General features: G+C 63.2%; 12 protein-coding genes and 1 pseudogene. 4 read left to right on the top strand and 9 right to left on the bottom strand.

Features of this window, described 5'->3' with window-relative positions:
* Nucleotides 1-144: 144 nt before the first annotated feature.
* From APH44_RS07945 to APH44_RS07930, 4 genes are read right to left on the bottom strand one after another with little or no spacing between them, the layout of a single operon-like run.
* The gene (locus APH44_RS07945) at nucleotides 145-3162 is read right to left on the bottom strand and encodes a sarcosine oxidase subunit alpha (RefSeq protein WP_054892151.1); all 3018 of its coding nucleotides are present in this window, start codon (nucleotides 3160-3162) and stop codon (nucleotides 145-147) included.
* Nucleotides 3159-3494 carry a sarcosine oxidase subunit delta gene (locus APH44_RS07940; protein ID WP_054892150.1) on the bottom strand — a complete coding sequence of 112 codons (336 nt, stop codon included), beginning with the start codon at nucleotides 3492-3494 and terminating at the stop codon, nucleotides 3159-3161. Before APH44_RS07940 ends, APH44_RS07945 begins: the two co-directional genes overlap by 4 nt.
* Before the next feature lie 16 nt (nucleotides 3495-3510).
* Nucleotides 3511-4761, bottom strand: a complete 1251-nt coding sequence (locus tag APH44_RS07935) for a sarcosine oxidase subunit beta family protein (RefSeq protein ID WP_054892149.1) — start codon at nucleotides 4759-4761, stop codon at nucleotides 3511-3513.
* Nucleotides 4762-4776: 15 nt separating this feature from the next.
* Nucleotides 4777-6030, bottom strand: a complete 1254-nt coding sequence (locus APH44_RS07930; RefSeq protein WP_054892148.1) for a serine hydroxymethyltransferase — start codon at nucleotides 6028-6030, stop codon at nucleotides 4777-4779.
* A 270-nt stretch (nucleotides 6031-6300) separates the two neighbouring features.
* Between APH44_RS07930 and APH44_RS07925 the strand changes: the two genes are divergently transcribed.
* Entirely contained in the window at nucleotides 6301-7341 is a 1041-nt protein-coding gene (locus tag APH44_RS07925; protein WP_054892147.1) for a low specificity L-threonine aldolase, read from the top strand.
* A gap of 97 nt (nucleotides 7342-7438) precedes the next feature.
* Here APH44_RS07925 and APH44_RS07920 read toward each other — a convergent pair whose 3' ends face one another.
* Together APH44_RS07920 and APH44_RS07915 are read right to left on the bottom strand one after the other, a co-directional pair.
* Nucleotides 7439-7741 carry a cell division protein ZapA gene (locus tag APH44_RS07920; RefSeq protein ID WP_054892146.1) on the bottom strand — a complete coding sequence of 101 codons (303 nt, stop codon included), beginning with the start codon at nucleotides 7739-7741 and terminating at the stop codon, nucleotides 7439-7441.
* A complete protein-coding gene (locus tag APH44_RS07915; RefSeq protein ID WP_054892145.1) occupies nucleotides 7738-7968 on the bottom strand; it encodes a hypothetical protein in 231 nt (76 codons plus the stop codon). Before APH44_RS07915 ends, APH44_RS07920 begins: the two co-directional genes overlap by 4 nt.
* 269 nt (nucleotides 7969-8237) lie before the next feature.
* Here APH44_RS07915 and APH44_RS30650 point away from each other — a divergent pair.
* Nucleotides 8238-9002 (top strand): annotated as a pseudogene (locus APH44_RS30650) (MCP four helix bundle domain-containing protein); the annotation flags it as partial.
* On the top strand, nucleotides 8985-9857 hold the full coding sequence (locus APH44_RS30645; RefSeq protein WP_370671078.1) for a methyl-accepting chemotaxis protein: 873 nt from the start codon (nucleotides 8985-8987) through the stop codon (nucleotides 9855-9857). The pseudogene APH44_RS30650 and the gene APH44_RS30645, both read left to right, overlap by 18 nt.
* Nucleotides 9858-10004: 147 nt before the next feature.
* On the opposite strand, the gene gbcB is transcribed toward APH44_RS30645, so the two are convergent.
* Nucleotides 10005-11105 carry a glycine-betaine demethylase subunit GbcB gene (gene gbcB, locus APH44_RS07905; protein WP_054892143.1) on the bottom strand — a complete coding sequence of 367 codons (1101 nt, stop codon included), beginning with the start codon at nucleotides 11103-11105 and terminating at the stop codon, nucleotides 10005-10007.
* Between the two features lie 296 nt (nucleotides 11106-11401).
* Here gbcB and gbcA point away from each other — a divergent pair, with 296 nt between their 5' ends.
* Nucleotides 11402-12694: a glycine-betaine demethylase subunit GbcA gene (gbcA, locus tag APH44_RS07900; RefSeq protein ID WP_054892142.1), complete on the top strand. Its 1293-nt coding sequence runs from the start codon at nucleotides 11402-11404 to the stop codon at nucleotides 12692-12694.
* A 615-nt stretch (nucleotides 12695-13309) separates the two neighbouring features.
* On the opposite strand, the gene APH44_RS07895 is transcribed toward gbcA, so the two are convergent.
* On the bottom strand, nucleotides 13310-14080 hold the full coding sequence (locus tag APH44_RS07895; RefSeq protein ID WP_054892141.1) for an electron transfer flavoprotein subunit beta: 771 nt from the start codon (nucleotides 14078-14080) through the stop codon (nucleotides 13310-13312).
* A gap of 10 nt (nucleotides 14081-14090) precedes the next feature.
* Nucleotides 14091-14665: electron transfer flavoprotein subunit alpha/FixB family protein (locus APH44_RS07890; RefSeq protein WP_177342470.1), on the bottom strand; the 575-nt coding region annotated here is incomplete at its 5' end.

Below are 14665 nucleotides of genomic sequence, written 5' to 3'. Positions count from 1 at the left end.
CCTGCCTTGAATTCTTGTGCGACGCGACCCGAGACCCTGTAGGAGCGGGCTTGCCCGCGAAGAGGGGGGTGAATGCACCATCGCATACGCGGGCAAGCCCGCTCCCACAGGGACCTCATTCCAACCAGGAGTACTGGCTGGGCCTTAGACGTTCTGCCGCTCACCCTTCGGATCGAAGAACACCGAAGACACGATCTCTGCCTCGATCACGCTGCCATCGGCCTGTGGCGAATAGACCCGCTCGCCGAGGCGCTTGAGGCCACCCTTGACCACGCCCATGGCAAACGAATAGCCCAGGGAGTTGGCCTTGTAGCTGGAGGTGACGTGACCGACCATGTCCATCGGGATTGGCTGCTTGGGATCGAATACCAGCTGGGCGCCTTCAGGCAGCCACACGTTCGGGTCGACAGGCTTGAGGCCAACCAGTTGTTTGCGGTTCTCGCGGGTGGTGTCCTCGCGGTTCATACCGCGCAGGCCGATCCACGAGTACGGCTTGTTGCGCCCCACGCACCAGCTCATGTTGAGGTCGTCCGGAGTCATCGAGCCGTCGGTGTCCTGGCCGACGATGATGAAACCCTTCTCGGCGCGCAGCACGTGCATGGTCTCGGTGCCGTATGGCGTGAGGTTGTACTGCTTGCCCGCCTCGATGATCTTTTCCAGCACGCCCATGGCGTAGTTGGCCTGGACGTTGACCTCGTACGACAGCTCGCCGGTGAACGAGATACGGAACACCCGCGCCGGTACACCACCGACGTTGCCTTCCTTCCAACTCATGAACGGGAAGGCGTCCTTGTCCAGGTCGATATCGCTGATCTGCTCCAGCAGCTTGCGGCTGTTGGGGCCGGACAGGGTCATGGTCGCCCAGTGGTCGGTCACCGAGGTGAAATACACCTTCAGCTCCGGCCATTCGGTCTGGTGGTACAGCTCCAGCCACTGAAGCACACGGGCGGCACCGCCAGTGGTGGTGGTCATGATGAAGTGGTTGTCGCCGACGCAGGCGGTCACGCCGTCGTCGAAGACCATGCCGTCTTCCTTGCACATCAGGCCGTAGCGGGCCTTGCCCACATCCAGCTTGGTCCAGGCGTTGGTATAAACGCGGTTGAGGAACTCGCGCGCATCCGGGCCCTGGATATCGATCTTGCCGAGCGTGGAGGCATCGAGCAGGCCCACGCTGTCACGCACCGCCTTGCACTCACGAGCCACGGCAGCGTGGATGTCTTCGCCAGGCTTGGGGAAGTACCACGGACGCTTCCACTGGCCGACATCCTCGAACTCGGCGTTGTTCTTCACGTGCCAGGCGTGCAGCGCGGTGAAGCGCACCGGCTCGAACAGGTGGCCACAATGACGGCCCGCCACCGCGCCGAACGTGACCGGCGTGTAGTTGGGGCGGAACATGGTGGTGCCCATTTCCGGAATGGTGATACCCAGCGAGCGGGCGGCGATGGCCAGGCCGTTGATGTTGCCCAGCTTGCCCTGGTCGGTACCGAAGCCCAGCGCGGTGTAGCGCTTGACGTGCTCGACCGACTCGAAGCCTTCGCGGGTGGCCAGCTCGATGGCGGCCGCGGTGACGTCGTTCTGCTGGTCGACGAACTGTTTCGGGGCGCGCGCAGTGCCCTTGTCGTGCGGCACCTGGAACAGCGCCACAGTGGCCTCTTCCTTGCGTTGCAGGGCCTTGGGCAGGCTGCCGACGCTGGCCTTGAAGCCGGCCTCGGTGGCGGCGCGAGCCCCCCCTTCGAAGCCATCGGCGAGGGTGTCGCCCAGCGCATAGACGCCGTTCACGCCACCGACGCACACGCGCTTCTGCGGCGCGTCGCCCGGCACGAAGCCGAGGATATCGTCACGCCAGACCGGGCGTCCGCCCAGGTGCGAAGCCAGGTGCACCACCGGGCTGTAGCCCCCGGACGTGGCCACCAGGTCGCATTCGAGCCATTCGCCAGGGCTGGTGACCTTGTGCGCAGGTACATCAATGGCCGCCACACGTGCACCGGTGACGTGCTTGCCGCCACGGGCTTCGATCACTGCACTGGAGGTGAGGATGCGGATACCCTTGGCACGCGCCTCCTCGACCAACGAACCGCGCGGGTTGTGGCGCGCATCGGCGATGGCGATCACCTGCAGGCCGGCATCGTGCCAGTCCAGGGCGGTGCGGTAGGCATGGTCGTTGTTGGTCGACAGCACCAGCTTGCGGCCCGGCGCCACGCCATAACGGCGCACATAGGTGGAGACCGCTCCGGCCAGCATGTTGCCCGGCAGGTCGTTGTTGCCGTACACCAGCGGACGCTCGTGAGCGCCGGTGGCCAGCACCACACGCTTGGCCCGCACACGGTGCACGCGCTGGCGTACCTGGCCGATCGGCGCGCGGTCGCCGAGGTGGTCGGTGAGGCGCTCGTGGATGGTCAGGAAGTTATGGTCGTGATAACCGTTGACCGTGCTGCGCGGCAGCAGGGTGACTTCCGCCAGCCCCTGCAGCTCGGCAAGGGTAGCAGCCACCCAGTCGGCGGCCGGCTTGCCGTCGAGGGTCTCGCGGCTGTCGAGCAGGCTGCCGCCGAACTCTTCCTGTTCGTCGGCCAGGATCACCCGCGCACCGCTACGGCCAGCCGCCAGTGCAGCGGCCAGGCCTGCCGGGCCGGCACCGACGATCAGCACGTCGCAGTGCTGGTTCATGTAGTCGTAGCTGTCCGGGTCGTTCTGCAGCGGTGCACGGCCCAGGCCCGCCGCCTTGCGGATGTACTTTTCGTAGGTCATCCAGAACGACTTGGGATACATGAAGGTCTTGTAGTAGAACCCCGGCGGCATCATGTTGCCGCCGACCTTGCCAATGATGCCCATGACGTCGTTGTTGACGTTCGGCCAGCCGTTGGTGCTGCTGGCCACCAGGCCCGAATACAGCGCCTGCTGGGTGGCACGCACGTTGGGGATCTGGGTGGCTTCGCTGGAGCCGATCTGCAGGATGGCGTTCGGCTCTTCGGTACCGGCGGCGATGATCCCGCGTGGGCGCGAATACTTGAAGCTGCGCCCGACGATCTCGACACCGTTGGCCAACAGCGCGGCGGCCAGGGTATCGCCGGCATAACCCTGGTAGGTCTTGCCGTTGAAGGTAAAGTTCAGAACCTTGCTGCGGTCGATGCGACCGCCGCTGGCGAGGCGATAGACCTGGCTCATACTTTTTCTCCCTGGCCCTTGGCGGTCGCCGGTGCGGCGCTTTGTCTGGATGCGGCGGTCACCTGAGGTTTCTCACCGATCTTGTAGGTTTCGAGAATCTCGTAGGTCACCGTGTCGCGGGTCACGTTGAAGTACTGGCGGCAACCGGCGACGTGGTCCCACAGCTCATGGTGGATACCGCGCGGGTTGTCGCGGAAGAACATGTAGGTACCCCACTCTTCGTCGGAGCAGGCGTTCGGGTCCAGCGGGCGGGCGATGTGCGCCTGGCCTGAAGCGTGGAATTCTTCTTCGGAGCGCAGCTCGCCGCAGTGGGGACAGAAGATTTGCAACATGACGATTGTCTCCGGGTCAGTGGGCGACGGCAGCAGCGCCGTGTTCGTCGATCAGCGCGCCGTTGTAGAAACGGTCGATGGAGAAAGGCGCGGCCAGCGGGTGCATCTCGCCCTTGGCCAGGCTCGCCGCAAAGACGTTGCCCGAACCTGGCGTGGCCTTGAAGCCGCCCGTGCCCCAACCGCAGTTGAAGAACATGTTCTTGACCGGAGTCTTGGAGATGATCGGGCAGGCATCCGGGGTGGTGTCGACGATGCCGCCCCACTGACGGTTCATGCGCACGCGCGACAGGATCGGGAACATCTCGACGATCGCCTGCAGGGTATGTTCGATGATCGGGTACGAGCCACGCTGGCCATAACCGACCCAGCCGTCGATGCCGGCACCGATCACCAGGTCGCCTTTGTCGGACTGGCTGATGTAGCCGTGCACGGCGTTGGACATGATCACCGAGTCGATGATCGGCTTGATCGGCTCCGACACCAGTGCCTGCAAGGGGTGCGACTCCAGCGGCAGGCGGAAGCCAGCCAGCTTGGCCATGTGCCCGGAGTTACCGGCGGTGACCACGCCGACGCGCTTGGCACCGATGAAACCCTTGTTGGTTTCCACACCGATCACTGCACCGTTCTCCTTGCGGAAACCAATGACTTCGGTCTGCTGGATCAGGTCCACACCCAGGGCGTCGGCGGCCCGGGCGAAGCCCCAGGCGACCGCATCGTGACGGGCCACGCCGCCGCGACGCTGCACGGTGGCGCCCAGAATGGGGTAACGGGTGTTCTTCGAACAGTCCAGGTACGGGATCTCGGCTGCGACCTGGTCGGTGAGGATCAGCTCGCCGTCGACGCCATTGAGACGGTTGGCGTTGACCCGCCGCTCGGAATCACGGATGTCCTGCAGGGTGTGGCACAGGTTGTAGACGCCGCGCTGGGAGAACATCACGTTGTAGTTGATGTCCTGCGACAGTCCCTCCCAGAGCTTCATGGCATGCTCGTAGAGGTGCGCAGACTCATCCCACAGGTAGTTGGAACGCACGATGGTGGTGTTGCGTGCGGTGTTGCCACCACCCAGGTAACCCTTCTCGACCACCGCGACGTTGGTAATGCCATGTTCCTTGGCCAGGTAGTAGGCCGTGGCCAGGCCATGACCGCCGCCGCCAACGATGACCACGTCGTAGACCTTCTTGGGAGTTGGCGTGCGCCACATGCGCTGCCAGTTCTCGTGGTGGCTGAGGGAGTGCTTGAGGAGGCCGAAGCCCGAATAGCGTTGCATGGTGTTCTACTCCACTCAGCGGTAGACCGGGAAGTCGGCGCACAGGGCGGCGACGTTCTTGGCGACATCGGCTTCGACGTCGGCGTCGCCCAGGTTGTCCAGCACATCGCAGATCCAGCCAGCCAGCGCCACGCACTGGGCAACCTTGAAGCCGCGGGTGGTGACGGCCGGGGTGCCGATGCGCAGGCCCGAGGTGACGAACGGCGACTGCGGATCGTTGGGCACGGCGTTCTTGTTGACGGTGATGTGGGCGCGGCCGAGGGCGGCGTCGGCATCCTTGCCGGTCAGGCCCTGGCGAATCAGGCTGACCAGGAACAGGTGGTTATCGGTACCGCCGGAAACCACGTCGTAGCCACGCTCGATGAACACCTGGGCCATGGCCTGGGCATTCTCGATGACCTGCTTCTGATAGCTCTTGAACTCGGGCTCCAGTGCCTCCTTGAAGCACACCGCCTTGGCGGCGATCACGTGCATCAGCGGGCCGCCCTGAGCGCCGGGGAACACGGCGGCGTTGAGCTTCTTCTCGATCTCTTCGTTGGACTTGGCCAGGATCAGGCCGCCACGCGGGCCGCGCAGGGTCTTGTGGGTAGTGGTGGTGACCACGTCGGCGAAAGGAATCGGGTTCGGGTACAGGCCCGCAGCGACCAGGCCGGCAACGTGGGCCATGTCGACGAACAGCAGCGCACCGACTTTATCGGCGATCTGGCGGAAGCGTGGGAAATCGAGGGTTTTCGAGTAGGCCGAGAAACCTGCGACGATCATCTTCGGCTTGTGCTCGACGGCGAGGCGCTCGACTTCGTCGTAGTCGATCAGGCCGGTATTGGTGTCGATTCCGTATTGAACGGCGTTGTAAAGCTTACCCGAGGACGACACCTTGGCGCCGTGGGTGAGGTGGCCGCCGTGGGCCAGGCTCATGCCCAGGATGGTGTCACCGGCCTGCAGCAGGGCGAGGTAGACCGCACTGTTGGCCGAGGAGCCGGAGTGCGGCTGGACGTTGGCGTAATCAGCGCCGAACAGCTGCTTGGCGCGCTCGATGGCCAGCGCCTCGACCTTGTCGACGTGCTCGCAACCACCGTAGTAGCGCTTGCCCGGATAGCCTTCGGCGTACTTGTTGGTCAGGCCGCTGCCCTGGGCCTGCATCACGCGCTTGCTGGTGTAGTTCTCCGAGGCGATCAGCTCGATGTGATCTTCCTGGCGCTGTTCCTCGGCATTCATCGCCGCCAGCAGTGCATCGTCGTAACCCTGGATCTGGTCTTGCTTGCTGAACATCGTGTTTCTCCCGGCAGCGATCGCTTCTTGTCTGATGAGGGTCTTCTCACCCTTTGCAGCGATGGTATGACTGGGCCGGGGGGCACAGATGCCTGCGCGCGCCTTGCAATGGCGCGTTTACGACATTGTGGTGCAGGGACCGTGGTGCCCCTGCAGGAGCGGGCTTGTCCGCCAAGAAGCCGGCACTGACACCCCACACCCGGCTTGTATAGGCAACTGCTGAATCGATGGTTTAGAGTGCTGCCTTGCGTCGTAAAAAGGACAGGCGTCATGACCGATAACAACCAACAATTCGCCAGCGACAACTATTCCGGCATCTGCCCCGAAGCCTGGGCGGCGATGGAAAAGGCCAACCAGGGCCATGAGCGCGCCTACGGCGACGATCAGTGGACCGAACGCGCCTCGGAATATTTCCGCAAGCTGTTCGAGACCGACTGCGAGGTGTTCTTCGCCTTCAACGGCACCGCCGCCAACTCCCTGGCCCTGGCCTCGCTGTGCCAGAGCTACCACAGCGTGATCTGCTCCGAGACCGCCCACGTCGAGACCGACGAATGTGGCGCGCCGGAGTTCTTTTCCAACGGCTCCAAGCTGCTGACCGCACGCAGCGTCAACGGCAAGCTGACCCCAGACTCGATCCGCGAGGTCGCGCTCAAACGCCAGGACATCCACTATCCGAAGCCGCGCGTGGTCACCATCACCCAGGCCACCGAAGTCGGCAGCGTGTATCGCCCCGACGAGCTCAAGGCGATCAGCGCCACCTGCAAGGAGCTGGGCCTGAACCTGCACATGGACGGCGCACGCTTCTCCAACGCCTGTGCGTTCCTCGGCTGTTCGCCGGCGGAGCTGACCTGGAAGGCGGGCGTCGATGTACTGTGCTTCGGGGGCACCAAGAACGGCATGGCGGTGGGCGAGGCGATCTTGTTCTTCAACCGCGAACTGGCCGAAGACTTCGACTACCGCTGCAAGCAGGCCGGGCAGCTGGCCTCGAAGATGCGCTTTTTGTCGGCGCCCTGGGTGGGGCTGCTGGAGGATGGCGCCTGGTTGCGTCACGCACGACATGCCAACCACTGCGCGCAGTTGCTGGCGTCGTTGGTCAGTGACCTGCCGGGTGTCGAGCTGATGTTCCCGGTGGAGGCCAACGGGGTGTTCCTGCAACTGCCGGAGTTCGCCATCGAGGCCCTGCGTAACAAGGGCTGGCGCTTCTATACCTTCATTGGCAGCGGCGGCGCACGCTTCATGTGCTCATGGGATACCCAGGAAGCACGCGTGCGAGAGCTGGCGGCGGATATCCACGCGATCATCAACGGCTAAGCGAGAAGGCTGGCGGCGGGAGCGGGCTGTCCCACTCCCCGCAAAACGCGTCAGTTCAAGATCATCAGCAGGACAGTCGTCCTGCCTCGGGAAGGGTTCAGGCCTCGCCAATGGTCCGGGCGATAGCGTCCACCGCAGCATCCACCTTCGCCTGGGTGCGCTCCAGCGTCTGCGCGTGCTCGCGCTGTAACTCGATCTGCTTGGAGCACAGGTTCAAAGCCGCCAGCACCAGCAACTTGTCGCCGATCAATGTGGGGTAGTTGCGCTTGGTCTCGGCCAGAGCGACGTTGAGCATTCGCACGGCCTGCGAGAGCGTCTCTTCCTGGCCCTCGGGCGCCTTCAGCGAGTAGTCGGTGCCGAGAATGTTCACCACATTGATCGGCTGCGCTTGCAGTCTCATGCGCCTACGACACCTGCACTGGCACGCTCGACCAGCGCCTGGATACGTGCGGCGGTAGCGCCGTGCTTCTCTTCCTGCTCCATCAGCGAGAGCTGCAGGGTCTCATTCTCTTCCTTGGCCTGGGCCAGTTCCTGATCGAGCTTCTGGTTCTGCTCGGTCAGTTGCGCGTTCTTGTGCATCAGGTCGCCGACCAGTTGCTCCAGTTGATTCAGGGATGCTTCCAACATGCGTCTATCTCGGTTGTTGCAAAGGGCGCACACGATAAAGAAAAGCTCGCGCCCCCGCCATTAAAAATCAGGTAAGGGAGGGTGTGTTCCGGCAGATTGACAGGCTTGCGGGCACCTTGTTCCGGCCTGGATCAACCGCCTGTCAGGAAGAGCGAGTGTAAATCCTCGTTTAGCCCCCCGTTGCCTAAAGACTCGTGCGTTCCGACCGATAGGCAGGTAGGTCAAATTCCTTCGCATGGACGCGAGCCTTCCCTCCGGATCTCGACGTCATGTCCCTACGCAATCTGAATATCGCCCCACGCGCCCTGCTCGGCTTTTCCCTGATCGGTGTGCTGATGCTTAGCCTGGGTATTTTTTCACTCATCCAGATGGGCAACATCCGGCAGGCGGGCATCATTATCGAGCAGGTCAATGTCCCGAGTATCAAGCTGCTGGACGAAATGACCGCGCTCAACCTGCGTCTGCGCACCCTGTCCTATCGCCTGCTGGTCAACCGGGAATCCCAGGCCGATACCATTCGCCTGATGGACGAACGCAACGCCCAGATCGACAAGGCCCGCAGCGCCTACGCGCCACTGATCGCCGAGCCTGAGGAACAGGCCGCATTCGACCAGTTCGGCCAGTTGCTGACACAGTACCGCCAGCTCGAAGCGCGCATGCGCAGCCTGAGCCAGGCCGGCCAGCTCGACCCTATGCGCGAGATGCTCAACCGCGACCTGCTGGCCAACTCGGACCAGATCAACAAGGCCATGGAACACCTGCTGCAGATCAACACCACGCAGACGCGCAAGACCAACGAGGAAGCCGCACGCCAGTACGACAGTGCCTTCATGCTGGTGATCGGCCTGCTGGTCGCTGCCACGGTGCTCACACTGCTGTTCGCCCTGATCCTGACTCGCAGCATCGTGGGTCCGATCGACGACGCCCTGCGCGCCGCCGAGCAGATCGCCGAAGGCGACCTCACCCAACGCGTCACCACCGACGGCACCGACGAAGCCGCTCGTCTGCTGCAGGCCATGGCCAAGATGCAGGACAAGCTGCGCGACACCCTGCAACTGATCGCAGGCTCTGCCACCCAGCTCGCCTCGGCCGCCGAGGAGCTCAACAGCGTCACCGACGAAAGCGCGCGCGGCCTTGCCCAGCAGAACAACGAGATCCAGCAGGCAGCGACTGCGGTTACCGAGATGACCAGCGCTGTCGAAGAGGTCGCACGCAATGCCGTCAGCACCTCGGAGGCCTCGGGTGAAGCCAGCCGCTCCGCTGGCGATGGCCGCGACCTGGTGATCGAGACGGTCGGCGCCATCGAGCGCATGAGCAGCGACGTGCAGACCACCGCCAGGCTGATCGAGGACCTGGCCGGGCAGTCCCGCGATATCGGCAAGGTGCTGGACGTGATCCGCGGCCTGGCCGACCAGACCAACCTGCTGGCACTCAACGCCGCCATCGAAGCGGCACGTGCCGGTGAAGCTGGACGGGGCTTCGCGGTGGTAGCCGACGAGGTGCGGGCATTGGCCCACCGCACCCAGCAGTCGACCAGCGAGATCGAGCGGATGATCGGCAGCATCCAGGGCGGCACCGAGCATGCGGTGGAATCGATGCGCACCAGTACCGATCGAGCCGAATCGACCCTGAACATCGCTCGCGGCGCTGGCCTTGCATTGGACACCATCACCAGCGCCGTAGCGCAGATCAACGAACGCAATCTGGTGATTGCCAGCGCCGCCGAGGAGCAGGCCCAGGTGGCCCGCGAAGTGGACCGCAACCTGGTGAACATCAATGACCTGTCGGTGCAGAGCGCGACCGGCGCACACCAGACCAGCATGGCCAGCGCCGAGCTGTCACGTCTGGCGGTGGATCTGAACGGGTTGGTGGCGCGGTTCAGGACCTGAACACGCAAATCCTGCAGCAGCAACTGTCTTGTTCAAAATCTAAAGGCCAGCCCAATCCCCTGTGGGAGCGGGCTTGTCCCGCGAACACGGGCGTAGCCCGTGCCAGGCAGCAGCGGTTCGCCGCACCGACAGGTACGGTGCAACGGATCAATACTCGATCCGCACATCCCCCTTGGGCACGCTGCAGCATGACAGGATGTACCCTTCGGCTTCGTCTTCCTCGGTAATGCCGCCGTTGTGGTCCATCTCCACCTCACCGCCGAGCTTGAGCACCTTGCAGGTGCCGCAAATGCCCATGCCGCAGGCCTTGGGAATCATCAGCCCGACCTTCGCCGCCGCCGCGTGCACCGTCTCGCCCGGGGCGATGCGGATGCTCTTCTCGCTGCCGACGAACTCCACCAGGTTGAGGTCGGCCACATCCACTTCCGGCGCCTCGGCGGCCGCTTCGGCGTGCTCGACCGCATCGGCCTTGGCCTCGGCCGGCGTCGCACCGAACGATTCCTCGTGGTAGTTCTTCATGTCGAAGCCGACCGCTTCGAGCATGCGCTTGACCGCGTTCATGTAGGGCGTCGGGCCACAGCAGAAGATCACCCGCTCGAGATAGTCCGGCGCAATAAGCTCCATCAGCCGTTGGTTCAGGTAACCGCGATAGCCCGCCCAGGGCTCGCCCAAGCCGTGCTTCTCGCAAATGATGTGCAGGCTGAAGTTGGGAATGCGCGAGGCCATGTGTTCCAGCTCGCGGTGATAGATGATGTCCTTGGGTGAGCGGGCGCTGTGCACGAACACCATGTCGACGTTGGCGTTGGTGTCGTAGAACCAGCGCGCCATGGACATCACCGGGGTGATGCCGACGCCGCCGGAGAGGTACAGCGCCTTCGCGGCCGGGAAGTCGATGGCGTTGAACAAACCGACCGGGCCGTGTACGGGAAGCTCTGCGCCCTCGTGCATGGTGTCGTGGAGGAAGTTCGACACCAGCCCGCCAGGCACGCGCTTGACCGTGATCGAGAAGCTGTAGGGGACTGAAGGCGAGCTGGAGATGGTGTAGGAACGCATCACCGGCTTGCCTTCGATCTCCAGCTCCAGCGTGACGAACTGGCCCGGCTTGAAGAAGAACATGATCGGCTGGTCGGCCATGAAGCAGAAGGTGCGCACGTCCCAGGTCTCCTGGATGACCTTGACGCAGCGCACGATGTGGCGGCCGTTGGCCCAGGTCTGGGTGGTGACCGGATTGAGGAAGGTTTCGGACATGTTCTTCTCCAGCAGCCGACTATCGGCCTTCTTATGGCTGCGATAATGCGCAACGCCGAGACGTCGCACATTCCCATCCGCGACATCGGCGTGCTTATCGCGACCAGCCCCGAGGTACAAGGGCTGGCGCGTCGGAATTCGATTCGGCCATGTCGCCCATGGATATGGTTCGCGAACGGCGCGAACGCACACTCCTCGGCAAATAGAACCGCTGTTCTTTCGCTGACAGCCTTGCGCCAACCACAACAACGATTAGCCACCTTTCGCCGGCCGACAACGGCCTTGAGGATATAACGATGGACGTCACCGCAACCCTGAGCCTGGGCGATCCACTGGAACCTGCACGCAAGGCCACCGCCGAGATGCTGCAGACCCGCGAGCGGACCTACTCGCTGCCGCAGCCGTTCTACTGCGACGAGCGCCTGTTCCAGATCGACATGCAGGAGATCTTCCACAAGGAGTGGCTGATCGCGGGAATGACCTGCGAGATTCCGGCGAAAGGCAACTACCTGACCCTGCAGATCGGCAAGAACCCGGTGATCGTGATTCGCGGCACCGAAGGCAAGGTGCACGCCTTCCACAACGTCTGCCGCCACCGCGGTTCGCGCCTGTGCGTCAGCGACAAGGGCAAGGTAGCCAAGCTGGTGTGCCCATACCACCAGTGGACCTACGAGCTCGACGGCCGCCTGCTGTTCGCCGGCACCGAGATGGGCGCCGACTTCGACATGAACCAGTACGGCCTCAAGCCGATCAACGTGAAGACCGCTGGCGGCTACATCTTCATCAGCCTGGCGGAAAATCCGCCGGCCATCGACGAGTTCCTCGCCACGCTCGACCACTACATGGAACCGTACGACATGGAGAACGCCAAGGTGGCCGTGCAGACCACCTTGATGGAAAAGGCCAACTGGAAGCTGGTCCTGGAAAACAACCGCGAGTGCTACCACTGCAACGGTTCGCACCCCGAATTGCTCAAGACCCTGCTGGAGTGGGACGACACCAACGATCCGCGCGCCGACCAGGCGTTCAAGGACCACGTCGCCGCGTCCGCCGCTGCCTGGGAAGCCGAGAAGATTCCATACCTGCACAAAAGCCATGGCCTGCGTAACCGCATCGTGCGCATGCCGCTGCTCAAGGGCACCGTATCGATGACCATGGACGGCAAGCAGGCGTGCAAGAAGCTCATGGGCCGCATCAAGAACCCCGACCTGGGTTCGATGCGCATCCTGCACCTGCCGCACTCCTGGAACCACTGCATGGGCGACCACATGATCGTCTTCACGGTGTGGCCGATCAGCGCCCAGGAAACCATGGTCACCACCAAGTGGCTGGTGCACAAGGATGCCGTCGAAGGCGTCGATTACGACCCTGAGCAGATGCGCAAGGTGTGGGATGCCACCAACGACCAGGATCGCCGCCTGGCCGAAGAGAACCAGCGCGGGATCAACTCCACCGCCTACCAGCCGGGCCCGTACTCCAAGACCTACGAGTTCGGTGTGGTCAACTTCATCGACTGGTACAGCAACCGCGTCCTGGCCAACCTGGGTGCAGAGCCCGCGCCATACCTGAAGGAAGTCAAGGTTCAGTAAGCCTTCACGGAGGGTGATAAACGCCACGACCGAGTGATCGGCCGTGGCGTTTTACATTGCAATCCAGAGGAACTGAACATGTTATCCACAGAGTTGTTCAGAGGGGTTGTGGACAGGAATCGAATATCTGCCGAAAGCCGATTGATCATTATTTGATCAAATCCTTGCAAGCCTTTGATTCAAAGGCCTGCAGGCAATATCGAACACCTTGTCCACAGATACGCCAACAGATTTTGTGGGCACATGCAGGGTTGTTGGAAAAGTGCTGTGGATAATGGCCCAGGAGCCTTATCAATCATGATCTTGAGAGTGATCATCGGGGTTTTGATCAATTATTGATCATTATCTTGCAGGCCAATGAAATCAAGGCATCTAGCGGTCGCCCAACATATTATCCACAGAGCCGCCAACAGTGATTGTGGGAAACATCATGGGAATGACCCGTGATTGCCACGGACGATTCACGAAGCGGGCTGTATGTTTTTTGATCAATCCCCTACAGGCTTTGATTTCAAAGGGCTGTAGAGAAGCGCGAACACTTTATTCACAGGGTCGCGAACAGATTTGGTGGGCAACTCTTTGTAACAGCTGGAGCCGCTCTGCGGCCCCAACCAGTCAGCGCAAGACGCCTTCCTCCACCAACAACTTGAGGATCGCCTCGGCGCCCTCCTGTGGAGAAACATCCTTGAGCACCTTGCCGCCGCCGCCGCTGGCCTTGGCCGTGGCCGCCTTCATCCGGTCGGCACCGCTCTTGGCCTTGATCACCTTGAGCCGCTTGGGCCGCGGGCGGGCAGGCTGCAAGGCGTCGCCTTCGAGCAACTGATCCTCCACCACCGCCACGTTACGCGCTGCCAGCACACCCCGCCGTGCAGGGCCAAAGGCGCTCTGGCGCGGCTTGGGCGCCGCGTTATCCACAGTCGCGAGCAACGGCAGGCGCACCTTCAACCGGCGTCGTTGACCGCGCGGCAAGGCTTGCAGGACCTGGGCGGTGCCATTCTCGATCGATTCCACCTCGGCCAGGCCCACCACCAACGGCCAGCCCAGCCGCTCGGCCAGCAGAAACGGCAACATGCCCGAGCCTTCACCCGTCTCGGCCTGGCTGCCGGTGAGCACCAACTGGGCACCGGCATCGCGCAGGTAATCCCCCAGTACCCCCAGCACATCGGCCCCCGCGGGCTGCTCGAGGACATCCAGATGCTCCAGGCCCATACCCAGATAGGCACGCAGGGCCTCTTCGCGCGGGTCGCCGGCATGCACCACCTGCAAGTTATCCCCAGCCAGCTGCAAGCCCAATTCGACAGCGCGTGCATCCTGCTCGGCGCGGCGGGCGCGGCCAGAGCTGGGGTGGGCACCGATGGAAACCAGGCTGATGACTTTCGTACTCATGCTCGTGCCCTTATGCCGCGTCGCGCTGAGCGCCGCTGCGGTAGTTGTCCACAGCCTCGATCAGTGCCTGGAGAATCGCCGCGCTGTCGCCAATCACCGACAGGTCGGCCCGTTTGATCATGTCGCAGCCGGGGTCCATGTTGATCGCCACCACCTTGTCGCAGGCACCGATCCCCTGCAGGTGCTGGATCGCCCCGGAGATACCCACAGCCACGTAGACCCGCGCCGTGACCCAGGTGCCGGTAGCCCCGACCTGGCGGTTGCGCGGCATGAAGCCGTCGTCCACCGCCACCCTTGAAGCGCCTTCGGTAGCGCCAAGCGCCACGGTCGCCCTGTGGAAAAGCTCCCAGTCCTTCACGCCGTTGCCACCGGAGACGATGAATTCCGCCTCGGCCATGGCGATCGAGGCTGGATCCACCGCGACTGGCCCCAGGTCTTCGATACGCGACAGGCTGCGCGCCACGCCTGTGGACAACTCCACCGGCAACGCTTCGTGACGGGTTTCGCTGACCGGCTCGGCGCATTCGGCGGCGGCCAGGATCAGGCGCGGCAGACCTCTCTGCAGGTCCTGCTGACCGGCACCGG

The sequence above is a fragment of the Pseudomonas sp. NBRC 111143 genome, assembly GCF_001320965.1.
Lineage (GTDB): Bacteria > Pseudomonadota > Gammaproteobacteria > Pseudomonadales > Pseudomonadaceae > Aquipseudomonas > Aquipseudomonas machongensis.
The sequence above is the reverse complement of the archived record's forward strand: the minus strand, read 5'-3'. Positions and strand labels throughout refer to the sequence as shown.

Bases quoted from the DNA above. Each gene is read 5' to 3' on its own strand.
- APH44_RS07945 (WP_054892151.1), bottom strand. From the start codon at position 3,162: ATGAGCCAGGTCTATCGCCTCGCCAGCGGCGGTCGCATCGACCGCAGC.
- APH44_RS07940 (WP_054892150.1), bottom strand. From the start codon at position 3,494: ATGTTGCAAATCTTCTGTCCCCACTGCGGCGAGCTGCGCTCCGAAGAA.
- APH44_RS07935 (WP_054892149.1), bottom strand. From the start codon at position 4,761: ATGCAACGCTATTCGGGCTTCGGCCTCCTCAAGCACTCCCTCAGCCAC.
- APH44_RS07930 (WP_054892148.1), bottom strand. From the start codon at position 6,030: ATGTTCAGCAAGCAAGACCAGATCCAGGGTTACGACGATGCACTGCTG.
- APH44_RS07925 (WP_054892147.1), top strand. From the start codon at position 6,301: ATGACCGATAACAACCAACAATTCGCCAGCGACAACTATTCCGGCATC.
- APH44_RS07920 (WP_054892146.1), bottom strand. From the start codon at position 7,741: ATGAGACTGCAAGCGCAGCCGATCAATGTGGTGAACATTCTCGGCACC.
- APH44_RS07915 (WP_054892145.1), bottom strand. From the start codon at position 7,968: ATGTTGGAAGCATCCCTGAATCAACTGGAGCAACTGGTCGGCGACCTG.
- APH44_RS30645 (WP_370671078.1), top strand. From the start codon at position 8,985: ATGGCCAAGATGCAGGACAAGCTGCGCGACACCCTGCAACTGATCGCA.
- gbcB (WP_054892143.1), bottom strand. From the start codon at position 11,105: ATGTCCGAAACCTTCCTCAATCCGGTCACCACCCAGACCTGGGCCAAC.
- gbcA (WP_054892142.1), top strand. From the start codon at position 11,402: ATGGACGTCACCGCAACCCTGAGCCTGGGCGATCCACTGGAACCTGCA.
- APH44_RS07895 (WP_054892141.1), bottom strand. From the start codon at position 14,080: ATGAGTACGAAAGTCATCAGCCTGGTTTCCATCGGTGCCCACCCCAGC.